A 20,121-nucleotide genomic window follows, 5' to 3' on the forward strand; every position below is an offset into this window, starting at 1 on the left:
GACGTTGCCGGGCAGGTGATATCTGTTACAAATTGGATAATGTATTCTGTTTTTCACGTCAAACCTCTTTTTCTGCGTCGAAGACCGGGTTATGTCTCGTTTTGGACGTGGACCGATAGAGGAAGATATCCAATCCTTGTCGCCACGGATGATATTCGAGATAGGGAACGCGATTGGTATGGGCACAAACTATGATGTGGTGATCGTCGGCGGTGGCGTTGTCGGCAGCTCGATCGCCTACTTTCTGTCAGCCAATCCGGATTTCGATGGCAGGATCGCGGTGATCGAGCGGGACCCGTACTACACGGCGTCCTCGTCTTCCTTGTCGACCAGCGCCATCCGCCAGCAGTTCGGCACGGCGCCCAACATTGCCATGTCGAAGTTCAGCATCGACTTCCTGCGCCAGGTAAAGACGCGGCTTGCCATCGGCGACGAGTTGGCCGACATCGGCCTGCATGAGCCCGGCTACCTCGTGCTGGCGACACCCGAGCGGGCAGACGCGCAGCGTGCCAAGAATCGCGTTCAGCGCGGCATGGGCGTCGACGCCGAACTGATCGAGCAGGTCGATCTGGCACGACGCTTCCCGTGGCTCAACACGGACGATCTCGCCCTTGGCTCGCTCGGCCTTGGCAGCGAAGGCTGGTTCGACGGCCCCGGCCTGATGCAGGCCTTCCGTCGGAAGGCGCGCACGCAGGGCGTGAACTATCTTGCCGCGACGGTGACCGGACTGACCATGGCGTCTCCCCAAAAGGTCGGCGAAGTGGTGCTCGACAATGGCGACCGGCTTGCCGCCGGCACGGTGATCAACGCGGCCGGACCATGGAGCGCGGGCATTGCCATGATGGCCGGCGCCGAGCTGCCGGTTGTCCCGAGCAAGCGCTGCGTCTTCGTCTTCGAAACGCCGGCAAGGATCGAAAACTGCCCCTTCGTCTTCGACACGAGCGGCTTCTGGCTGCGGCCGGAAGGTCAGCTCTTCCTGTGCGGTATTCCGCCGGTGCGCGACAACGATCCAGACGATTTTGGCTTGGATGTGGATTACGACCTGTTCGACGAGTTGATCTGGCCGGCGCTCGCCCATCGTGTGCCCGGGTTTGAGCAATTGCGGATGCTGCGCGCCTGGGCGGGGCTCTACGAATACAACACCTTCGACCACAGCGGCATCATCGGCCGGCATCCCGAGGTGTCGAACTTTGTCCTGGCCACCGGCTTCAGCGGCCACGGCATGATGCATGCAGCGGCGACCGGGTCGGGCGTCAGTGATCTCATTGCCTATGGCGAGTACCGCTCTGTCGACCTGTCGGCCTTCCGCTATGAACGGATCGCTGGCAATCAGCCCATCGAGGAACATGTCTACTGAAGCGAAACGGGCGACATGGCATCGCAGTGACAACGGTGCTATGCGTCCACTTCTTCAATCAAAACGGCGCCAGTCAACAAACAAGGCGGCCGCCTCAGGCTGATTCATGCTCGTACAGAAGAAAACCATCTCGACCCAGGTCGCCGATGCCATCAGGCAGAAGATACTGATCGGTGAATACGAGGCCAATTTCCAACTGCGGCAGGAACATCTGGCCACCGAGTTCGGCGTCAGCCGAATTCCGGTGCGAGAGGCGCTGCATCAGCTTCATTCGGAAGGCTTCGTCACGCTGGTTTCCCACAAGGGCGCCGTCGTCACCTCCATTTCCCTGGACGAGATCCTCGAGCTCTACGAATTGCGGGCCCGGATCGAAACATGGCTACTGGCCCTCGCCATTCCAAGGATGACGGAGGCCGACCTCGCGCTGGCCCGCGAGCGCGCAAAACAGCACCAGGAGCAGGGCAAGACCGGCGAGTACTCGAACCAGCTCAACTGGAACTTCCACGCCGCGCTCTACGCGCCGTCCGGCCGCAAGGCGACGATCGAACTGGTCGGGCGCATCTACCAGCAGCTGGAACGCTACACGCGCATGATGGTGACGCTCACCGAGATCCAGGCCCAGTCCGACCGCGACCACTGGCAGCTCATCGACCTGTGCGAAGCCAAGGATACGCTGCGCGCCGTCGGCCTTTTGGAAATGCATATCATCACCAGCGGCAAATTCCTGGTCGACCGGCTTGAGGAATTGCGGGGCAGCTGATCAGTCGCCCCGTCTCCTTGTCCAGCCCCAATCCTTCGCGCGAAGATCATTTGCCGGGCAGATTGGTCGCCCGGGTCAGCAGGATCACGCCTGCCTTGTCGGCTGTGTCGTAGTAGGTGAAGCCGGTGCGGTTTTCCCGGCGCCCGCGCATCAGCACGGCAAGTCCGTCGGTTTTCGCCTTGGTTTCGGCTGCGTCCGCATCACGAACCTCGAAGCCGATATGGAAGACACCTTCACCCTTGCTGTCGAGATGAATTCGCTGCGGTGAAGGATCGCCGTTCGGCTGGCACAGCTGCAGCTGAACGTTCGGCAAGTTGCAAATCCGATATTGCATCGCCTTGAAACCCTCGGGGCTTGGGACCTGCAGTTCTTCGTATTCGGCCAGCGGCGGATAGGACTCCCATGGCCCGATGCTTATGGAGTCATAGTAGGCCTGCGCCTTGTCGATATCGTGCACGACGATGCAGATGTGATGCAGCTTTTCGAAATTACCCATGTCGTCACTCCCCATTCTTCTCACTCCTTGATCGGGACCGTATAGTTCAGCACGCGGCGCCCCCCGTCGGGGTAGATCGTCTCGCCGGTGATGTAGGAAGCGTCGTCGCTGGCCAGGAACGCCACGACCGAGGCGATCTCGGCTGCCGTGCCGAGGCGCCCGAGCGGTGTACGCGAAAGGACCGCCCGTCTCATTTCTTCCGAATCGATGAATGTCCCGTCCATGACCATGTCCGTGGCGATGGTGCCCGGGCCGACACCGACCACACGGATGCCATGGGGAGCGAAGGCGACGGCCGCGGTGCTGGTGACCTGGTTCATGCCGCCCTTGGAGATCGCGTAGGTGGCGACGCGCGGGTTGGCGAGGCCCGAATTGATCGACGACATGTTGATGATGACGCCGCCTCCACCTTGCGCGATCATCTGGCGGGCTGCGGCCTGGGTGCCCATGAACGCGCCCTTCAGATTGACGGCGAGAACCCTGTCGTAGTCCGCCTCTGTGATGTCGAGAAAGTCCTGGACCGGAGCGATGCCGGCATTGTTGACCATGATGTCGACACGGCCGAACTTCGCCACCGCCGCTGCAATCAGCCCATCGATCTGTTCCTTCTTGCTGACATCCGTAACGACCGCCAGGACGCTGTCGGTGGTGCCGATTTCAGCGGCACATTTTTCTAGCTCCACGGCATTGATGTCGCCGAGCACGAGCTTCGCGCCTTCGGCCAAAAAGCGTTCTGCGCAAGCGCGTCCGATGCCGCGCGCCGCGCCTGTGACAACAGCCACCTTGCCTGCCTGTCTCATGTCCAATCCTTCGATCATTTGTAAGTCGGCCACCGTCTCAAGGAGTATGGGCCGAGCTTGGCTAGGGGATTCTCCCACCGAAGCCTAGCCTAGCGGATAACGAAGGGATTGGCGGTCTTGCCTGCGGTGTCTATCCACACCGTCTTGGTCTGCAGATAGGAATTGATGGCGTCCTGCCCGCTTTCGCGCCCGATACCGCTCCTCTTGTAGCCGCCGAAGGGCGCCATGTAGGAGACGGCACGGTATGAATTGATCCAGACCATCCCCGCCTCCATTGCGGCCGCGCCGCGCAACGCCCGGCCCATGTCGCTGGTCCATATTCCTGCCGCCAGCCCGTAGGGGCTGTCATTGGCAATGGCGAAAGCCTCTTCCTCGTCGTCGAACGGAATGACCGAAAGGATCGGTCCGAACACCTCTTCGCGCGCGATCCGCATGGTGTTGTTCACGCCAGTGAAGATGGTGGGCTCGACGAACCAGCCCTCGGCCAATTCACCCGAGGCCGGCTTGCCGCCGCCCAGCACGCAAAGCGCACCCTCGCGGCGCGCGATGCCGAGATAGGACAGCACCTTCTCGCGCTGGGCTTGCGTGGTGATCGGCCCCACCTGCGTCTCTTGCAGCGCCGGATTGCCCAGTCGAGCGCTGGCCGCCAGCGTTATGACGCTCTCCACGAACCGGTCGTGGATTTTGCGATGCACCAGCAGCCGCGAACCCGCGATGCAGGTCTGGCCACTGGCGGCGAAGATGCCTGAGATCGCGCCGTTGACCGCGCCCTCGATATCGGCATCGTCGAAGACGATGTTGGCCGATTTGCCGCCGAGCTCCAGCGTGACGACTTTTAGCTGTTCGGCAGCCGCCCGATAGACCGCGATCCCGCCAGGCTCACCACCGGTGAAGGCGATCTTGGCGACGTCGGGATGAGAGACGAGTGGCGCGCCGACATCAAGCGGCATGCCGGTAACGGTGTTGACCACGCCGGGCGGGAAGCCTGCCCGCGCAAACAGTTTCACGAACTCCAGCGTCGAGGCCGAGGCGTGTTCCGACGGTTTGATGACGACAGTGTTGCCTGCCGCCAGCAGCGGCGCGAGCTTCCATGTCAGGAGCAAAAGCGGCGAATTCCAGGGCACGATCGCTGCAATGACACCCAGCGGCTCGTGGCGGGTGAAAGCGAACATGCCAGCCTTGTCGATCGGCAGCACCGACCCTTCGATCTTGTCGGCAAGACCGCCGAAATAGCGGAACCATTCCGGGATATAGCGCAGCTGTGCCGTCATTTCGGTGAGCAGCTTGCCATTGTCGCGCGTCTCGATGGCGGCAATGCGATCCGCGTTCTCCGCGATCAGCTCAGCCAGCCGCACGAGCAGCTTGCCGCGCGCGGTGGGCGTGATCCCGGCCCACTCCTTCGACCGGAAAGCAGCCTTGGCGGAGGCTACGGCGGCATCCACCTCGGCCTGTCCATCGCGCGGAATCAGCGCCCAGGGCCTGCCGGTGAACGGATCATGGCTCTCGAATGTATCGGCTGTCGATTGCAACCGACCGCCGACCGTGTTCTGGAAACTGACCAGCGCCATATCGGTCCTCAACAGGTGGCAAAGCCCAGATGGGCGCGAAAGCGGTTCTTGACCTCGACCGCGTCGCGCGGCGGCAGCGAGCGCGGCAGGTTCTCGGCGGTGATTTTCAGCACGAAAAGGCGCGGACCGTCGGCCGGATGCCGAAGCTCTTCACACAGCGTGTCGACCTCCTCCAGCGTACGCAGCTCGGCGGTCTTCAAAAAACCGCAAGCGGCCGCGACCTTGTCGAAACCAATGCCCTTGCCGGTATGGCTGGACTGCATGCCGGTCTCGCCGAAATGCTGATTGTCGAGCACGATCAGGTCGAGATTTTTCGGCCGCGCCACCGAGATCGTCGCCAGCGAACCGAACGCCATGAGCTGTTCGCCATCTCCGGTGATCACCATGACCCGCTTCTGCGGCTGGGCCTGGGCAAGCCCCAGGCCGATCAGCGCAGCACCGCCCATGGCGCCCCACAGATAATAGTTGTCGTTGCGGTCACCGGCAGCATGCGCGTCGTAGCTCGGCGAGCCGAGACCGGTCACGACCAGGGCTCCGTCGCGGGCGTCAAGCAGCTTCTTCACCGCAACCCGGCGGTCCATCGTCGGTAAATTCATGTCGCTCACCACTTCTTCTTGCCGAGCAGCCGCTGCCCGATCAGCACGGCAATCTGCTGGTCGGCGTCGAAAGCCATCAAGGCTGCCTGCGCCACCGTCTCCACCAGGTCGGGACCGGTTTCGGCGCGCAGCACCCTGAGCCCGATCGCCTTCAGCGACGCCTCCGTCGCCTGCCCCATCGGCATCTGCCACGGGTTGAACTCGGCCCATTCGCCCCGCATCGTCACCAGGACGAGCAAGGGGAAGCGCGCCTGCACGGGAAGCGACAGCATGTTGATGCAATTACCGACACCGGAGGATTGCATGAGCACGACGCTCCGCTTGCCGCCGAGCCAGGAGCCCGCTGCGATGGCGATGCCCTCCTCCTCCGTCGTCAGCACATTGGTGACGACTTCGGGATCCTCACTGAAAAGGCGGATCAATGTGGTATGACCGGCATCCGGCACATAGGACATCTGGCTGATGCCGGCAGCCTTGAGCACCTCATAGACCTGATCCGGCCACTGCCTTTCAGACAAGGTCGGAGCGGCGGCAAGCGCTGCTGCTTCCGGAGGTTTTGCTTGTATGCTCGCCGTCACCTTGCATCTCCGAGATATTGGACTGGCAATAGACTAGCGCGCTTGACCGATGCAATCTTCGTCTCTTTCTCGTGATCAGATATAATGGTATTCGATAGCTCATGGAGTTATCGCAGCTACGCACCCTCATCCATGTCGCCGAACTCGGCAGCCTCAGCAAGGCTGCCGACCGGCTGCACATCGCGCAGCCGGCACTCAGCCGGCAGGTGCGCATGCTGGAGGAGGAATTGGGCTTTGCCCTTTTCCTGCGCCACGGACGCGGCATGGTGCTGTCTGAGCAGGGCAAGGAGGTGCTGGCGCACGCCATGCGCGTGATGGCCGAGATCGACGAGATCCGCGCCACGGCCACGCCCGCCGATGCGCCGCTAACCGGCGAAGTGGCCATCGGCCTGCCGCCCACCGTTGCCGACATTATTTCGCTGCCGCTGGCGGCCGCCTTCGGCAAGGCCCATCCCAAGGCCAAGCTCAGACTTGTCAGCGCCTACACCGGCTATCTGCTGGACTGGATGCATCGGGGCGAAGTGGACGTCGCGGTGCTCTACGACCCGCGCATGGCGCGTTCACTGCGCTCGCGCCCGCTGCTTCTGGAAAACCTCTTCCTGATCGGACCGCCAGACGCGGGGTTTTCAACCGTGCGCGCCGTATCGTTCGCCTCGCTCGCGGGCAAGCGCCTGCTGCTGCCCAGCATCAAGCATGGGCTGCGCATCATCGTCGAACACTGCGCCGCGGATGCCGGCATCACGCTCGATGTCGGCATCGAGGCGGACTCGTACTCAGCGCTGAAGGACCTGGTGCGCAACGGCCATGGCTGGACGATCCTGCCGCTCGCCCCTATCCATGCCGACGTGGCCGCGGGGCTGCTCACCGCCGCGCCGCTGATCGATCCGGTGCCCGTGCGCCGGCTGATCCTTGCCTACCCGGCGGACCGGCCTGCCTCGCGGCTGGCGCGGTTTGCCGGACAAGCGATCGAGGACATCGCCAAGGATCTTGTCGGGCGGGCCGTCTGGGTTGGCCAGCTTCTCGGTCCTCCGCCATAAGCATTTGAATTTCGTTATATCTGCTCACGCCTGCCTTGCATTGCGGATAGGGCGTCGAGGCGCGATAGTGAGGCCTGCAGCAAGACGAAAAGCCGGACAAACCTCATGGAACACTACCAGGACATTCGGGATGCCGTCGCCAAGCTGTGCGCCCGCTTTCCCGGCGAATACTGGCGCGCACTCGACAGGGACATGACCTACCCCGGTGAATTCGTCGCAGCGTTGACGGAGGCTGGCTGGCTCTCGATCCTGATCCCGGAGGCCTATGGTGGCTCGGGCCTGCCGCTTCCGGCCGCCGCTGCCGTGCTGGAGGAAATCCAGCGCGCCGGCTGCAATGGCGGCGCCTGCCATGCCCAGATGTACACGATGGGCACGCTTCTTCGCCACGGCTCGGAAGCGCAGAAGCAGCGATACCTGCCGAAGATCGCCGCGGGAGAATTGCGCCTGCAGGCATTCGGCGTCACGGAACCGAGCAGCGGCACCGACACCGGCGCGCTCAAGACCACTGCTCGCCTCGACGGCGAACATTTCGTGGTCAAGGGCCAGAAGATCTGGACCAGCCGTGCCGAGCATTCCGATCTGATGCTGCTCCTGGCGCGGACCACGCCGCTGAAGGACGGCATGAAAAAGACCGACGGCCTCTCCGTCCTCATCGTCGACATGCGCGAAGCCGTCGGCAACGGCCTCACAATCCGGCCGATCCGCACCATGATGAACCATGCCACCACGGAAGTCTTCTTCGACGATCTGCGCGTGCCGGTCGAAAACCTGATCGGCGAAGAGGGAAAGGGATTCCGCTACATCCTCTCGGGCATGAACGCCGAGCGTATCCTGATTGCCGCCGAGTGCATCGGCGATGCAAAATGGTTCATCGAAAAGGCAAGCACCTACGCAAAGGAGCGGCATGTGTTTGGCCGGGCGATCGGCCAGAACCAGGGCATCCAGTTTCCGATCGCAAGGGCCTATGCCAACATGCGCGCGGCCGAACTGATGGTGCGCGAGGCGCTTAGCCTCTACGAGGCCGGCAAGAACCCCGGCGCCGAAGCGAACATGGCCAAGATGCTGGCGGCCGACGCTTCGAACGAAGCCGCCAATGTCTGCATCCAGACTTATGGCGGGTTCGGTTTCGCCGAAGAATACGATGTCGAGCGCAAGTTCCGCGAGACGCGTCTCTATCAGGTCGCGCCGATCTCGACCAACCTCATCCTGTCATACCTTTCCGAGCACGTGCTTGGACTGCCGCGTTCCTACTAGGAGTCGTCCGTGAACGTCCTCATCGTCTACGCCCACCCGGAAGCAAAGTCCTTCAACGGCGCCATGAAGGATCTCGCCGTGGAGACCCTGACCCGCGCCGGCCACGACGTGGTTGTCAGCGACCTCTATGCGATGGGCTTCAATCCTGTCGCAGGGCCGGGCGACGTATCGGGCGAGCGTAACGATCCGGACTTCTTCAGCCTGCCGCGCGAACAGACCGCCGCCTACGAGGCCGGCGCACTCTCGGCCGACATAAACGCCGAGGTCGAAAAGGTGAAGCGGGCGGATTTCGTGCTGTTCCAGTTCCCGGTCTGGTGGTTCGGAATGCCTGCAATGCTCAAGGGCTGGGCCGATCGCGTCTTCGCGCGCGGTTTCGCCTATCTGCCGGGCCGCAAATACGACACCGGCATGTTCAGGGGAAAGCTCGCCATGGTAGCCGCCACCACGGGCACGTCGGCCGACACCTACGCGCCCGATGGCATCGACGGCGACATCCTCACGGTGCTGTGGCCGATCCACAATGGTCTGCTGCGCTATTCCGGCTTCGACGTGCTGCCGCCCTTCGTCGCCTATATGCCGGGCCGTGTCGGCGACGATGGCCGCAAGGGCTATCTGGAAGCCTACCGCAAGAGGCTCGAGGACATTGATGGCACGCCGCATCTGTTCTTCCACGCAGCCGAGGACTACGGCAAGAACGAGCGGCTGAAGCCTGGTGTGCTGGCGCGCTCGGGAGTGCAGCGCAATGTCTGACGGCGCCCGCCCACTGGAGGGCCTGTTTGTCGTTTCGATCGAGCAGGCCGTCGCCGCTCCGCTCTGCACGGTCCGCCTTGCCGATGCCGGCGCACGCGTCGTGAAGATCGAGCGCCCGGAAGGCGAAACCGCGCGTCACTACGATTCCGCAGTGGAGGGCATGTCGGCTTACTTCGTCTGGCTCAACCGCGGCAAGGAGAGCGCGGTGCTCGACCTGAAGACCGAGCACGACCTGGCTCTCCTGCGCCGGATGGTCGCGCGCGCCGACGTCCTCGTGCAGAATCTCGTGCCGGGCGCCATCGACAGGCTCGGCCTCTCGGCCGATACAATTGCGAAAGAGTTTCCTCGGCTGATAGCCATCAACATCGTCGGCTACGGGCAGGACACGCCCTACGCGGCCATGCGCGCCTACGACATGCTGGTGCAGGCCGAAAGCGGCATCTGCGCCGTTACCGGCACACCGGACACGCCGAGCAAGGTCGGGGTTTCCGCCGCCGACATCGCCACCGGCATGAATGCCCATGCAGCGATACTCGAAGCCTTGTTGGCGCGCGAGAAGACCGGGCGCGGCCGCATTGTCGAGGTAGCCATGTTTGACGCCATGGCCGACTGGATGACCGTGCCGCTGCTGCACTACGAATATGCGGGCCGTGAGACCCAGAGATATGGCCTGGCGCACGCTTCGATCTACCCCTATCGACCCTATGCCTGTCGGGATGGCAGCGTGGTCGTGTCCATCCAGCAGAACAATGAATGGAAGCGCTTCTGCACGCTCGTGCTGCAAAGGCAGGATCTGTTCGCCGACGAACGCTTCGCCACCAATGCCTGGCGGGTGGCCAATCGCACGGCACTCGACGCCGAGATCGAACCGATCTTCGCGGCAATCGACTGCGAAGTGGCTATAAACCGTCTCAACGAGGCGCAGATCGCATGGGGCCGGGTGAGCGCAATGAACGACCTGCCGCACCACAAGGCGTTGCGCCGGACAGAGGTGGCGCTGCCGGACGGCAGGCGCATCTCCGTGCCGATGCCGGCAGGGCGGTCGGAGGGGTTCGCAACGGTCCCCAGCGTTCCCGCCCTTGGCGCCGATACGGACCGGATCCGGTCCGAATTCGCCGCCTGACGAGGACCTGATGAGCCTGGACATAACCACGCTGCAGGAATGGGTTGGACGCACACACACGGTCGAGGACATTGTCACCCCGCGCCTGCTGGCCAGCTTTGGCGCCACGCTTGGGGACCACGCGGCGCAGACTGCCGAGGGCGCGGCCCCGCCAGGACTGCACTGGTGCCTGACGCCGGACATTGCCGCCATGCGTGAACTCGGACCTGACGGGCACCCGGCCAAAGGCGGCTTCCTGCCACCGGTGCCGCTTCCGCGCCGCATGTGGGCTGCCAGCGACGTGCGTTTCATGGCGACGATCCGCTCCGGCGACCCCATCCGCCGCCGCTCGACATTGACCGCCATAAAGGAGAAGCATGGCCGCAGCGGCCCCCTCACCTTCGTCACGGTCCGGCACGACATTGCCAACGATTCCGGTCCGGTGATCGAGGAGGACCAGACCATCGTCTATCGCGCCGCCGAAGCTGCTGCGGCGACCCCTGCCCCGCCGGCCAATTCGCCCCTGGCCGCATCGCACGAGCGCACGATCAACGTCGATCCCGTGCTGCTCTTTCGATATTCCGCGCTGACGTTCAACGGGCACCGCATCCACTATGACGCGCCCTACGCCACGACGGTCGAGCACTATTCCGGGCTCGTCATCCATGGCCCGTTGCAGGCGACGCTGCTGATGAACTTCGCCACCGCCATTGCCGGCACGTCGCCGCGCCGTTTCTCGTTCCGCGGCGTGCATCCCGCGACCGGCCCGCAGCGCCTGCTTTTGAGCGCAACATCCCGAGGCCAAGATGGCATGGCCCTCGAGGTACGGTCGGCCGACGGCCATGTGACGGTGAAGGCCACGGCGCAATGGTGAACTTCGTCATGCCCGTCGTGCCGCTCTTCGTGCCGGGCTCGCGGCCGGAACGGTTTGCCAAGGCCGACAGCAGCGGCGCGGATGCGGTCATTCTCGACCTCGAGGATGCCGTAGCCCCTTGCGACAAGGACCGCGCTCGCGAAGCGATTCTCGCCAATGCGGCCACGCTGAAATCCGCCGTTGTGGTCCGCATCAACGCCGCGGGAACCCCCTGGCACGAAGCGGACATCGACGCCGTGCGGCGCCTCGACGGCGTCTCCATCATGCTGCCCAAGGCCGAACGTCCGGAGGACGTTGCCGATATGGCCAAGCACATGGCACGCAGCGTTTCCGTCATCGCGCTGGTCGAGAGCGCCGTCGGTCTCGCCAACTTGCCGGACATATTGGCCACCTCTGGCGTCGTTGCCGTCGCCTTCGGCTCGGTCGACTTCTCGCTCGATCTTGGTTGCGCGCATGATCAGCTGATCCTGCTTACGGCTCGCAACGAAATCGTCTGGCGTTCGCGCGCGTCTGGCCGTGCCGCGCCGATCGACGGCGTAACGACCGACCTGAGCAATCCCGAAGTTACCGAAGATGACGCCCGCCACGCCATGATGATGGGCTTCGGCGGCAAGATGGCTGTTCACCCAAGGCAGATCGAGCCGATTCGCAACGGCTTTCGCCCGAGCGAGAACCAAATCACCTGGGCACGCGACATCGTCGGCGCAGCCTCGTCCGGCGAAGCTGTCCAGGTGAAAGGCGAGATGGTGGATCTGCCGGTCATCGAGCGAGCCAGGCGGATCTTGCACCGAGCCGCTTTGGTCTAAAGGGCATGCGGAGGAGGAACAGTAGATGAACCTGGACACCGCCGATTGGCCGACCGCCAGACTTTGCGCCTTCATCGCCGGACTCGACTTCGAGCAAATTCCGCCGCGCGTCGTTCATTTCGCGCAAGGACTGATGATCGACTGGCTCGGCTCGGCGCTGGCCGGCAAGGGCGCACACCAGGTCGAGATGATCGACGGCTTTGCGCGTGCCATGGGGCCGGCGGACGGCCCAAGTACCATCATCCCGACGCGGCGGCGCACAAGCCCCTATTTCGCAGCGATGGTCAATGCGGCGGCCTCCCATGTCGTGGAACAAGACGACGTTCACAACGGCTCGGTCTTTCACCCGGCGGCGGTGATCTTTCCGGCCGTTTTGGCGGTTGCGGAGGCTGAGCGGAAGACCGGCCGCGAAGTCCTGACTGCCTGCATCGCCGGCTATGAAGTGGGCATCCGCGTCGGAGAATTCCTCGGACGCTCGCACTACGAGATATTCCACACCACCGGCACCGCCGGCGCTGTCGCCGCGGCCGCGGCTATCGGCAGGTTGATCGGGTTGGACGCAGCCGGGCTCAACCATGCTGTCGGCTCGGCCGGTACGCAGGCGGCAGGTCTTTGGGAATTTCTGCGTGACGCCGCCGATTCCAAGCAGCTTCATACGGCGCGAGCGGCCGCCAACGGCCTGTTTTCTGCCTATCTGGCGCGCGATGGCTTCAAGGGGGCCGAGCAGATCCTCGAAGGGAAAAGAGGCATGGCGGCCGGCATGTCCAGCGACGCCGATCCGGCCCGCCTGACGGACGGGCTCGGCAGCCGTTGGGCAATCGAGGAGACCTCCTTCAAATGGCACGCAGCCTGCCGGCACACTCATCCGGCCGCCGACGCGCTGCAGTCTCTCATGCGCCGCGAAGGGCTCGGTCCGGACGACATCACCGACGTGGTGACCCATGTCCATCAGGGAGCCATCGATGTCCTGGGCGCGGTGGTCACTCCGCAAACCGTCCACCAGGCGAAGTTCTCCATGGGCACGGTTTTGGGGCTGATCGCTGTTCACGGCGTCGCCGACCTCGATGCTTTCGAACACCATGCACTTGCCGACACCCGCGTCGCCCGTTTCCGCGCGAAGGTGCGGATGGAACTCGACGCCGAGGTCGACACCCTTTATCCCAAGCAATGGGTCGGCAAGGTGAGCGTCACGACCGTTGACGGCCGCAAATTCAATGCCCGCGTCGACGAGCCCAAGGGAGATCCCGGCAACACCCTTTCGAAACAGGAACTGGAAGCCAAGGCTGTACGCCTCGCTGAATTCCGAGGCGGCGCCACCGCTGATGAGATGCGTCGCTGCATAGCCCGCATCTGGAGGCTCGGTCAGCCCGAGAGCACGGCGGAAATATTTGCTGAGAGTTAGCCCGCTATCGCGCCGACTGCACCCGCCCGAACGGATGGAGAATTGCCCGCGGCCGGTCGTGCTATGGGGCGTGCGCAGGAGCGACCACACTTGACTTCAGAGGCGATGTCAGCTTTCGGGAGATCACCCAGTGTCGAACGGCCGACTTGAAGCGCATTGCTGTCATTTGCGAAGATTGAACAAACGCTATTGAATTTGGTCGTCAATTGCGAACGAGCGCATCGCCCGGTGTTGTAAAGCAGTTTGACGATAATGGTGGGCCCGGAGGGCATATTAAAATCCTTCGTTTTGTTGAGTTTTTCGTGGGCCAGAATCTGAAAGCTTCCCGTATCGTTTCGTATGCTCCCGCGACCCCAAACTGCCGACCATAGCTGACCTCGTTTTACGAACGTTGGGAGCAGGGTCCAGAACGGCGGAAATGGGGCCGGAACCTGACTGGCAGCTTCGCGACTTCGGGATGGCCCTAGCGGACGTTTTACAAGTCTGGAATGTCCCATCGGAGACTCGACGACGTCGCTAGGCGAGAAGCGCCGAAACGCTTGTCCAATTATCCCCGGCCCGTTCCGCTTCGATCGCCTCATCAGGAGGCCTCTGGTCGCGCACCAACTTGACGATCTGTTAGCCATGGCAATTGTCGACTAGTATACTTAGCTGGAGTGTTCATGCTGAGGTTCTTGTCAGCGCGCCGCAGTCGCTAGAAATCCGGCCGGGCGCCATGCCACAGCCCGGCGCCAGCGAAGTGGTCGTTCACGTCAGCCGTGCCGGCATCTGTGGCTCCGACATTCACATCCTGCATGGCTCCAATCCGTTCGCCGTTCTATCCGCGCGTCATCGGCCATGAGTTCGCGGGCACCGTCACCGCGCTCGGACGCCATGTGACCGGCGTTGCCGTGGGAGGAGGCCGCGCGGTGGTCGACCCCGTGGTGTCGTGCGGCTATCCCTGCCGGATCGGCCGTTCCAATGTCTGCGCCAACCTCGAAGTGATCGGCGTCCATCGCGACGGCGGTTTCCGTAACTTCGTCGCCGTCCCGGCGCATAATGCCATTCCAATTCCGGCCGACATGCCGTTCAGTCTGGCGGCGCTGGCCGAACCGATTTCGATTGCCGCCAACGTCCTCGACCGCACCGGCTGTGGCTCTGATGATACCCTGCTGATCAGGGTGCCGGAACCGTCGGCGTCACGGTGCTGCAGGTTGGCAAAATGCATGGTGCCCGCTGCATCTGGCCGACATCGATGAAGCTCGCCTCGAGCGGGCGCTACGCTTCGGTGCGGACCGGGTGATCCACTCCGTGCGCGATCCCGTGCCGGCCGCGGTGCGCACGGAGAATGACGGTCTTGGCCCGACAATGGTCATCGACGGCGCCGGCATTCCCGCACTTCTTGACGAGGCCTGCCGCTTGGCCAGTCCGGCGGGCCGCATCGACCTGCTCGGCTTTTCGAATGCCCCGTCCAACCTCAGCCAACAGAAAGTGGTGCGCAAGGAACTGACCATCGTCGGCTCGCGCCTGAATCGCCGGCTGTTGCCACGCGTCGTCGAATGGCTGGCCGACAAGCGGCTCGATCCGCAAGGCATGATCAAGTAGCCTATAACTCATTGAAATTGCACTAAAATATCCTAAAATTCCAAAAGGGACCGACACTAGAGCCGTCAAAAAATTACGCTTTTGGTTTTAAAGGGAATTCGCCGCAAAGAATTTTCGAGGGTTCACCAACTATCGGGACCAATCGGGCGATTTTTGTACCTCACGACGTTCGACGGCCTGCCCAAGCCGTTTAAAGAAGTGCCGTCACCGCTCCAATAAGGCATTGGCATGGGCCATAACGATCGACAAGCAACCGGTGTCGCACACACCCTGCAGTTGGTGGTGTGTTGCGACCGCGCTGGCATCCACTCGATTCTTGCTGAAATTCCGGCTAGCTTGGCGACAGATGGCTCAATTTCTGGTCGGTGAATCACAATGAGACCGCCCGTCAAGAGAATAATGGGCGGCACCTTTGGTCCCGAGGCGAGTGCAATGGCGCACGAATGAATTCTACAACAATGCGCCGTGCGACGCCAGCGACCTTGCCCTTTCGTATGCGATCAAGCAATTGGCTATATGGGCAAGATAGGGGAATTTCACCTTTACCAGTCCGGATCGGAATCAAAAGGGATGATTTCTGCCGATTTTTTTGACATCGCTTTCCTCCTCGATCCATCCCACAATACAACAGGAAGTCTCTGCTCACACCCGCGCGGCGATATCCGCCACCCATCTAGTTCCGGACTCGCGATCAGAAAGCATATCTGAACGGCATTCCATAGAAGCAATATAAATTGAAAATTGCGGCCAAACCCAGGATGGTTTCGAAGCCGGCGGGCCACTCACGGTCTCAAGGCGAGAATTTAAGAGACGTTCAAGAATGACCCAGCACGCAGAAAACGCTCGAATTCTCATGTACAGCCACGACACGTTCGGGCTCGGCCACTTGCAGCGCTGCCGGACTATCGCGCATTCGCTGGTCGAGGATTTCCGTGGGCTTCAGGTGCTTATCATTTCGGGTGCGACTATCGCCGGCGCCTTCGACTACCGCGCCCGTGTCGACTTCGTGAAGATCCCCAGCGTCATCAAGTTGCGCAACGGCGAATACACCTCGTTGGAAAAGGACATCGATCTGCATGAGACGCTAAGGATGCGTCAGTCGATCATCCGCCACACAGCCGAGACCTTCCGGCCGGATATCTTCATCGTCGACAAGGAACCGCTCGGCCTGCGCGGTGAGATTGAGGACACGCTGTCCTACCTCAAGACGCGGGGCACCACACTGGTGCTTGGCCTGCGCGAGGTGATGGATGCACCGCATCTGCTCGAAGCAGAGTGGGCGCGCAGGGATGTGATGCGCAAGATAGGCCTGTTCTACGACAAGGTCTGGGCCTATGGCCCGCCGGATTTCTACGATCCGTTGACTGGCTTGGATGTGCCGCCGGCTGTCAGGGCAAAAATGAGATTCGTCGGTTTCCTGCAACGGAGCCTGCAGCGGAACCAGTTGCCCGGCCACCGGCCAGAGGGCGACTATATCCTGGTTACCACCGGTGGCGGCGGCGACGGCGCCGAATTGATTCACGACGTCATCGACGCTTATCAGCAGGATCCGAAATTGCAGCACAAGGCGCTGATCGTGCTTGGGCCTTACATGCCGGCTCGCAAGCGCAACAAGTTGCTGAAGAAGGGGGCCACGATCCCCTACATCAAGATTATCGAGTTCGACAACCGCATGGAAGACCTGATTGCCGGCGCCAAGGCGGTAGTGGCGATGGGCGGTTACAATACTTATTGCGAGATACTATCTTTCGACAAGCCGGCGCTCATCGTGCCGCGCATCGAACCCCGCCAGGAACAACTGATCCGCGCGCGGCGCGCAGCCGAACTGGGCCTCGTCGAAATGCTTTTGCCGGAGGAAGCCAAGGACTCCCAGCGATTTGCCGATGCACTGGTGGCGCTGCCGAATCGGCCTCGTCCATCCCAGAGTAATCCACATCTGACCCTGGAAGGGCTCCCTCATATTTCCGAAATCGTCGCGGAACTGCTCGACCGGCAGGCTGGCCCTCACCTTTCGGTTATTGAAGGCATGAACTGAGTTGCAACATCGCAAGATCGTCGTGGTTCTGAAGGGTTATCCGCGGCTCTCGGAAACCTTCATCGCGCAGGAACTGCTCGGACTGGAGCGTGCGGGGTTCGATCTGATACTCGTCGCGCTCAGGCGGCCGACCGACGCAAAACGCCACCCCGTGCATGACGAGATCAAAGCGCCCGTCCATTATCTGCCGGAATATCTGCATGAAGAGCCGCTGCGCGTGGTTCGCTCGCTTTCTGCTTGTTTGCTGCGGCCGGGCTTCTGGCGTGCACTGGGATCGCTGGCCGTCGATATGCCGCGCGACTTTACGCGCAATCGCGCGCGCCGTTTCGGGCAAGCGCTCGTGCTAGCGGCCGAATGGCCCGAAGACGCGGTATGGCTGCATGCGCATTTCGCGCACACGCCGGCATCGGTGACGCGCTATGCCAGCCAGCTTCTTGGTCTGCCCTGGAGCTGCTCGGCCCATGCCAAGGACATCTGGACTTCGGCGGATTGGGATCTGGCCAGCAAGCTTTCCTCGGCGCGCTGGACGGTAACTTGCACGAAAACCGGCTTCGACCGTCTGAAAAAACTCGCCGACGGCAACTCGTCAGTGCATTTGAGCTATCATGGGCTCGACCTTGATCGCTTCGGCATTTTCGGCGAGGCACGAAAACAGCATGACGGCTCGGCGCCGGACGAACCGGTTATCGTTCTGAGTGTCGGGCGCGCCGTTGCAAAGAAAGGTTACGACACCTTGCTGGAGGCCCTTGCCCTCTTGCCCGGTGATTTAGCGTGGCGTTTCGAGCATATTGGCGGCGGCGAGGAACTGGAACGGCTCAAGGCGTTGGCGCAAAAGCTCGGACTGGATGGTCGCATCTCTTGGAAAGGCGCGCTCGCGCAGGAAGAGGTGCTTGAGCACTACCGCCGCGCCGATATCTTCGCCCTGGCCTGCAGGATCACCGCAAATGGTGACCGCGATGGTCTGCCGAATGTTCTGGTGGAGGCGGCCAGCCAGCGGCTTGCCTGCGTGTCGACCGATATTTCCGGCGTGCCGGAGCTTTTATCGCCGGATGAAACCGGGCTGCTGGTTCCGACGGAAAACCCAATTGCCCTGGCACAGGCGCTGGAGCGGCTGATCCGTGATCCCGTGCTGCGTGCCCGCCTCGGCGACACCGCAGAGGCGCGCGTGCGCGGCAATTTCGATCACATAGCAAGCATTGGACAGCTCAAGGAGCTGTTCGAACGGGAGTGGCGGGCCGCCGAATGAAGCGGCTGCGCGCGTTCTTCTATGTCCAGCACCTGCTCGGCATCGGCCATCTCGCGCGCTCCAGCCGCGTCGCGGCGGCTCTGGTCGATGACGGGTTTGACGTAACCATCGTCACTGGCGGAGCGCCGGTCGCGGGGTTTCCGGGATTGGGGGCAATATCTGTAACCCTGCCATCTGTCACCTCCGGTGATGAAGGATTTTCCGGTCTTGTCGACCTGCAGGGCAAGCCCATCGACGATGATTTCAAGAAACGGCGTTCAGAGATGCTGCTGCAGGCATTCCGGGATTGCAGGCCTGATATCGTCATTGTCGAGGCGTTTCCATTTGGGCGCCGGCAGATGCGTTTCGAACTCTTGCCGCTGATCGAGGCCATCGACGCGGCGTCGCCCAGACCGCTGCTGGTGACGTCAGTCCGTGATATCCTTCAGGAGCGCGTCAAGCCGGGCCGAAACGAGGAAACGGTCGATCTCGTTAACAGGCATTTTGACCTTGTCATGGTCCATGGCGATCCGGCTTTCGCAACCATCGACAAGACATTTCCACTGGCGGGAGCGATCAGGGCCGAGGTTGCGTACACGGGGCTCGTTGCCGCGCCACCAGCGCCCGCGGCCTCCGAGCGTTTCGACGTTGTGGTGTCGGTTGGCGGCGGGGCCGCCGGAAAGAGCCTTGTCCGGTCCACCATCGCATTAGCGCGGAATGCCGACAACGCCTGGAAATGGTGTCTGATCACCGGCCCAAACCTGCCGAAGGACGAATTTGACGCGATTACACGCGATGCGACGCCGCGCCTGTCCATCTTCCGGTTTCGCGAGGATTTCGCCAGCTTGCTGACCGGCGCCCGCCTGTCGGTCTCGCAGGCGGGTTACAACACTGTCTGCGATGTCCTGCGCGCGCGCTGTCGCTCGCTGCTCGTTCCCTTTGGAGCCGGCGGGGAAACGGAACAGACGGTTCGAGCCCTTATGCTCGAAGAGCTCGGCCTTGCAACGGTGCGGATGGAAAAGGACCTGACGCCTGAGTGTCTGGCGCAAGCGATCGAACAGGCGCTTGCGGGACCGGCGCCAGCGGCGCATCGTCTCGATCTGGAAGGCGCCCGTCACTCTGCGCAAATCCTGCGCGAGCGGCAACGAACCTGGTCCTCGAAATCCTAACGCAGGTCGCATCTCGTTGGATTCGCGAAACGCGCTTCAAACAGTTCCAATCAGCATGAAGCGCGTATATTTTTTTGTCGGCAGTTCGCCGGAGAACCTGATCTCCCGTAGCGCCGCCATTGCTTCGAAGGCTGCAAGCGAAGCCACGCAGTTGATGTGCGTCGGCTCGCTGAAGTAATCGTTCGATTGCAGCAGCACATTCGTGCCCCGCGGAAGCAGGGCAAGCCAGGCACCCAGCTCGGCTATGTGTTCGCAGCTCGTATTGACCACTAGGTCGGGCCGCCCGGCGGCATAGTCGAGTGCGTACATATCTTCCGTCAGCGCCCGGAAGCGGTCGCCGGCTTCCCGGTTGAGGGTCCGGGCGACCGGCCCGACTTCCGGATCGATGTCGATGCTGTCGATCGCCGCAATGTCGAAACGGGCGTCGTTGAAAAGCATTGCCGGCAATACGCCGTACCATCCACCCAGCACCCATATACGCCCGAACCGGCCGCCGCAGCTTCCAAACAGCTCGTCGAGCGCCCACATCTTGCAAGCGACCTGCTTGTGGTTGAAGGCGTTGGCGATGTCGGCCGTCGGATGCTTGGCGATGACGCGCGCCAGCCCGGCGACGAGAGGGTGGTCGACATAGGCGGCAATTCCCCGGGCGAGATCCAAGGCTTGTTCGTGCCCGCCGGCATTGCGTGCTTGTGTGACATCCATCATATTCGTCCTCTATGTTGGGATTT

At 62.4% G+C, this 20,121-nt stretch carries 20 protein-coding genes; 14 read left to right on the forward strand and 6 right to left on the reverse strand.

All coding sequences use genetic code 11. The annotated features are described in order from the left end of the window. Positions 1–178 precede the first annotated feature (178 nt). Positions 179–1,357 carry an NAD(P)/FAD-dependent oxidoreductase gene (locus tag NKJ04_RS12605; RefSeq protein ID WP_352675251.1) on the forward strand — a complete coding sequence of 393 codons (1,179 nt, stop codon included), beginning with the start codon at positions 179–181 and terminating at the stop codon, positions 1,355–1,357. A 106-nt stretch (positions 1,358–1,463) separates the two neighbouring features. Next, on the forward strand, positions 1,464–2,117 hold the full coding sequence (locus NKJ04_RS12610) for a GntR family transcriptional regulator (protein ID WP_023809526.1): 654 nt from the start codon (positions 1,464–1,466) through the stop codon (positions 2,115–2,117). 46 nt (positions 2,118–2,163) lie between these two features. Here the strand turns inward: NKJ04_RS12610 and NKJ04_RS12615 are convergent, their stop codons facing one another. The 5 genes from NKJ04_RS12615 to NKJ04_RS12635 all read right to left on the reverse strand — a co-directional run bounded on the left by NKJ04_RS12615 (position 2,164) and on the right by NKJ04_RS12635 (position 6,095). Beyond that, positions 2,164–2,613: a VOC family protein gene (locus NKJ04_RS12615; protein ID WP_352551630.1), complete on the reverse strand. Its 450-nt coding sequence runs from the start codon at positions 2,611–2,613 to the stop codon at positions 2,164–2,166. A gap of 20 nt (positions 2,614–2,633) precedes the next feature. Continuing rightward, positions 2,634–3,413, reverse strand: coding sequence for an SDR family NAD(P)-dependent oxidoreductase (locus tag NKJ04_RS12620; RefSeq protein WP_023809528.1), 780 nt, complete (start codon positions 3,411–3,413; stop codon positions 2,634–2,636). An 89-nt stretch (positions 3,414–3,502) separates the two neighbouring features. Then, entirely contained in the window at positions 3,503–4,981 is a 1,479-nt protein-coding gene (locus NKJ04_RS12625) for an aldehyde dehydrogenase (RefSeq protein ID WP_352675254.1), read from the reverse strand. Between the two features lie 8 nt (positions 4,982–4,989). Next, entirely contained in the window at positions 4,990–5,577 is a 588-nt protein-coding gene (locus NKJ04_RS12630; protein ID WP_352675256.1) for a thiamine pyrophosphate-dependent enzyme, read from the reverse strand. 5 nt (positions 5,578–5,582) lie between these two features. Further along, on the reverse strand, positions 5,583–6,095 hold the full coding sequence (locus NKJ04_RS12635; RefSeq protein WP_352675301.1) for a thiamine pyrophosphate-binding protein: 513 nt from the start codon (positions 6,093–6,095) through the stop codon (positions 5,583–5,585). 161 nt (positions 6,096–6,256) lie between these two features. Between NKJ04_RS12635 and NKJ04_RS12640 the strand changes: the two genes are divergently transcribed. From NKJ04_RS12640 to NKJ04_RS12700, 12 genes are all read left to right on the forward strand, one after another. Further along, positions 6,257–7,192, forward strand: coding sequence for a LysR family transcriptional regulator (locus tag NKJ04_RS12640; RefSeq protein ID WP_352675257.1), 936 nt, complete (start codon positions 6,257–6,259; stop codon positions 7,190–7,192). A gap of 105 nt (positions 7,193–7,297) precedes the next feature. Continuing rightward, a complete protein-coding gene (locus NKJ04_RS12645) occupies positions 7,298–8,446 on the forward strand; it encodes an acyl-CoA dehydrogenase family protein (protein ID WP_352675259.1) in 1,149 nt (382 codons plus the stop codon). 9 nt (positions 8,447–8,455) lie between these two features. After that, positions 8,456–9,196 carry an NAD(P)H-dependent oxidoreductase gene (locus NKJ04_RS12650; RefSeq protein WP_352675262.1) on the forward strand — a complete coding sequence of 247 codons (741 nt, stop codon included), beginning with the start codon at positions 8,456–8,458 and terminating at the stop codon, positions 9,194–9,196. After that, entirely contained in the window at positions 9,189–10,319 is a 1,131-nt protein-coding gene (locus tag NKJ04_RS12655) for a CaiB/BaiF CoA transferase family protein (RefSeq protein ID WP_352675263.1), read from the forward strand. The genes NKJ04_RS12650 and NKJ04_RS12655 overlap by 8 nt, the downstream gene beginning before the upstream one ends. A gap of 10 nt (positions 10,320–10,329) precedes the next feature. After that, positions 10,330–11,172 carry an HTD2 family dehydratase gene (locus NKJ04_RS12660; RefSeq protein WP_352675265.1) on the forward strand — a complete coding sequence of 281 codons (843 nt, stop codon included), beginning with the start codon at positions 10,330–10,332 and terminating at the stop codon, positions 11,170–11,172. Next, positions 11,166–11,978, forward strand: coding sequence for an HpcH/HpaI aldolase/citrate lyase family protein (locus tag NKJ04_RS12665; RefSeq protein WP_352675267.1), 813 nt, complete (start codon positions 11,166–11,168; stop codon positions 11,976–11,978). The genes NKJ04_RS12660 and NKJ04_RS12665 overlap by 7 nt, the downstream gene beginning before the upstream one ends. Before the next feature lie 25 nt (positions 11,979–12,003). Further along, the gene (locus tag NKJ04_RS12670) at positions 12,004–13,380 is read left to right on the forward strand and encodes an MmgE/PrpD family protein (RefSeq protein ID WP_352675270.1); all 1,377 of its coding nucleotides are present in this window, start codon (positions 12,004–12,006) and stop codon (positions 13,378–13,380) included. Positions 13,381–14,174: 794 nt separating this feature from the next. Continuing rightward, positions 14,175–14,618, forward strand: coding sequence for an alcohol dehydrogenase catalytic domain-containing protein (locus tag NKJ04_RS12680; RefSeq protein ID WP_502897907.1), 444 nt, complete (start codon positions 14,175–14,177; stop codon positions 14,616–14,618). 40 nt (positions 14,619–14,658) lie between these two features. Beyond that, positions 14,659–14,964 (forward strand): zinc-binding dehydrogenase, encoded by a 306-nt coding sequence (locus NKJ04_RS12685; RefSeq protein WP_352675274.1) that lies wholly within the window; start codon positions 14,659–14,661, stop codon positions 14,962–14,964. Between the two features lie 820 nt (positions 14,965–15,784). Next, on the forward strand, positions 15,785–16,999 hold the full coding sequence (locus NKJ04_RS12690) for a glycosyltransferase family protein (RefSeq protein WP_023809540.1): 1,215 nt from the start codon (positions 15,785–15,787) through the stop codon (positions 16,997–16,999). Position 17,000: 1 nt separating this feature from the next. Next, positions 17,001–18,245: a glycosyltransferase gene (locus NKJ04_RS12695; protein ID WP_023809541.1), complete on the forward strand. Its 1,245-nt coding sequence runs from the start codon at positions 17,001–17,003 to the stop codon at positions 18,243–18,245. Beyond that, entirely contained in the window at positions 18,242–19,393 is a 1,152-nt protein-coding gene (locus NKJ04_RS12700; protein WP_352675277.1) for a glycosyltransferase family protein, read from the forward strand. Before NKJ04_RS12695 ends, NKJ04_RS12700 begins: the two co-directional genes overlap by 4 nt. A 36-nt stretch (positions 19,394–19,429) precedes the next feature. Here NKJ04_RS12700 and NKJ04_RS12705 read toward each other — a convergent pair whose 3' ends face one another. Continuing rightward, positions 19,430–20,095: a class I SAM-dependent methyltransferase gene (locus tag NKJ04_RS12705; protein ID WP_081734794.1), complete on the reverse strand. Its 666-nt coding sequence runs from the start codon at positions 20,093–20,095 to the stop codon at positions 19,430–19,432. Positions 20,096–20,121: the final 26 nt, after the last annotated feature.

This window comes from Mesorhizobium sp. M0618, from assembly GCF_040320765.1.
Taxonomy (GTDB): Bacteria; Pseudomonadota; Alphaproteobacteria; order Rhizobiales; family Rhizobiaceae; genus Mesorhizobium.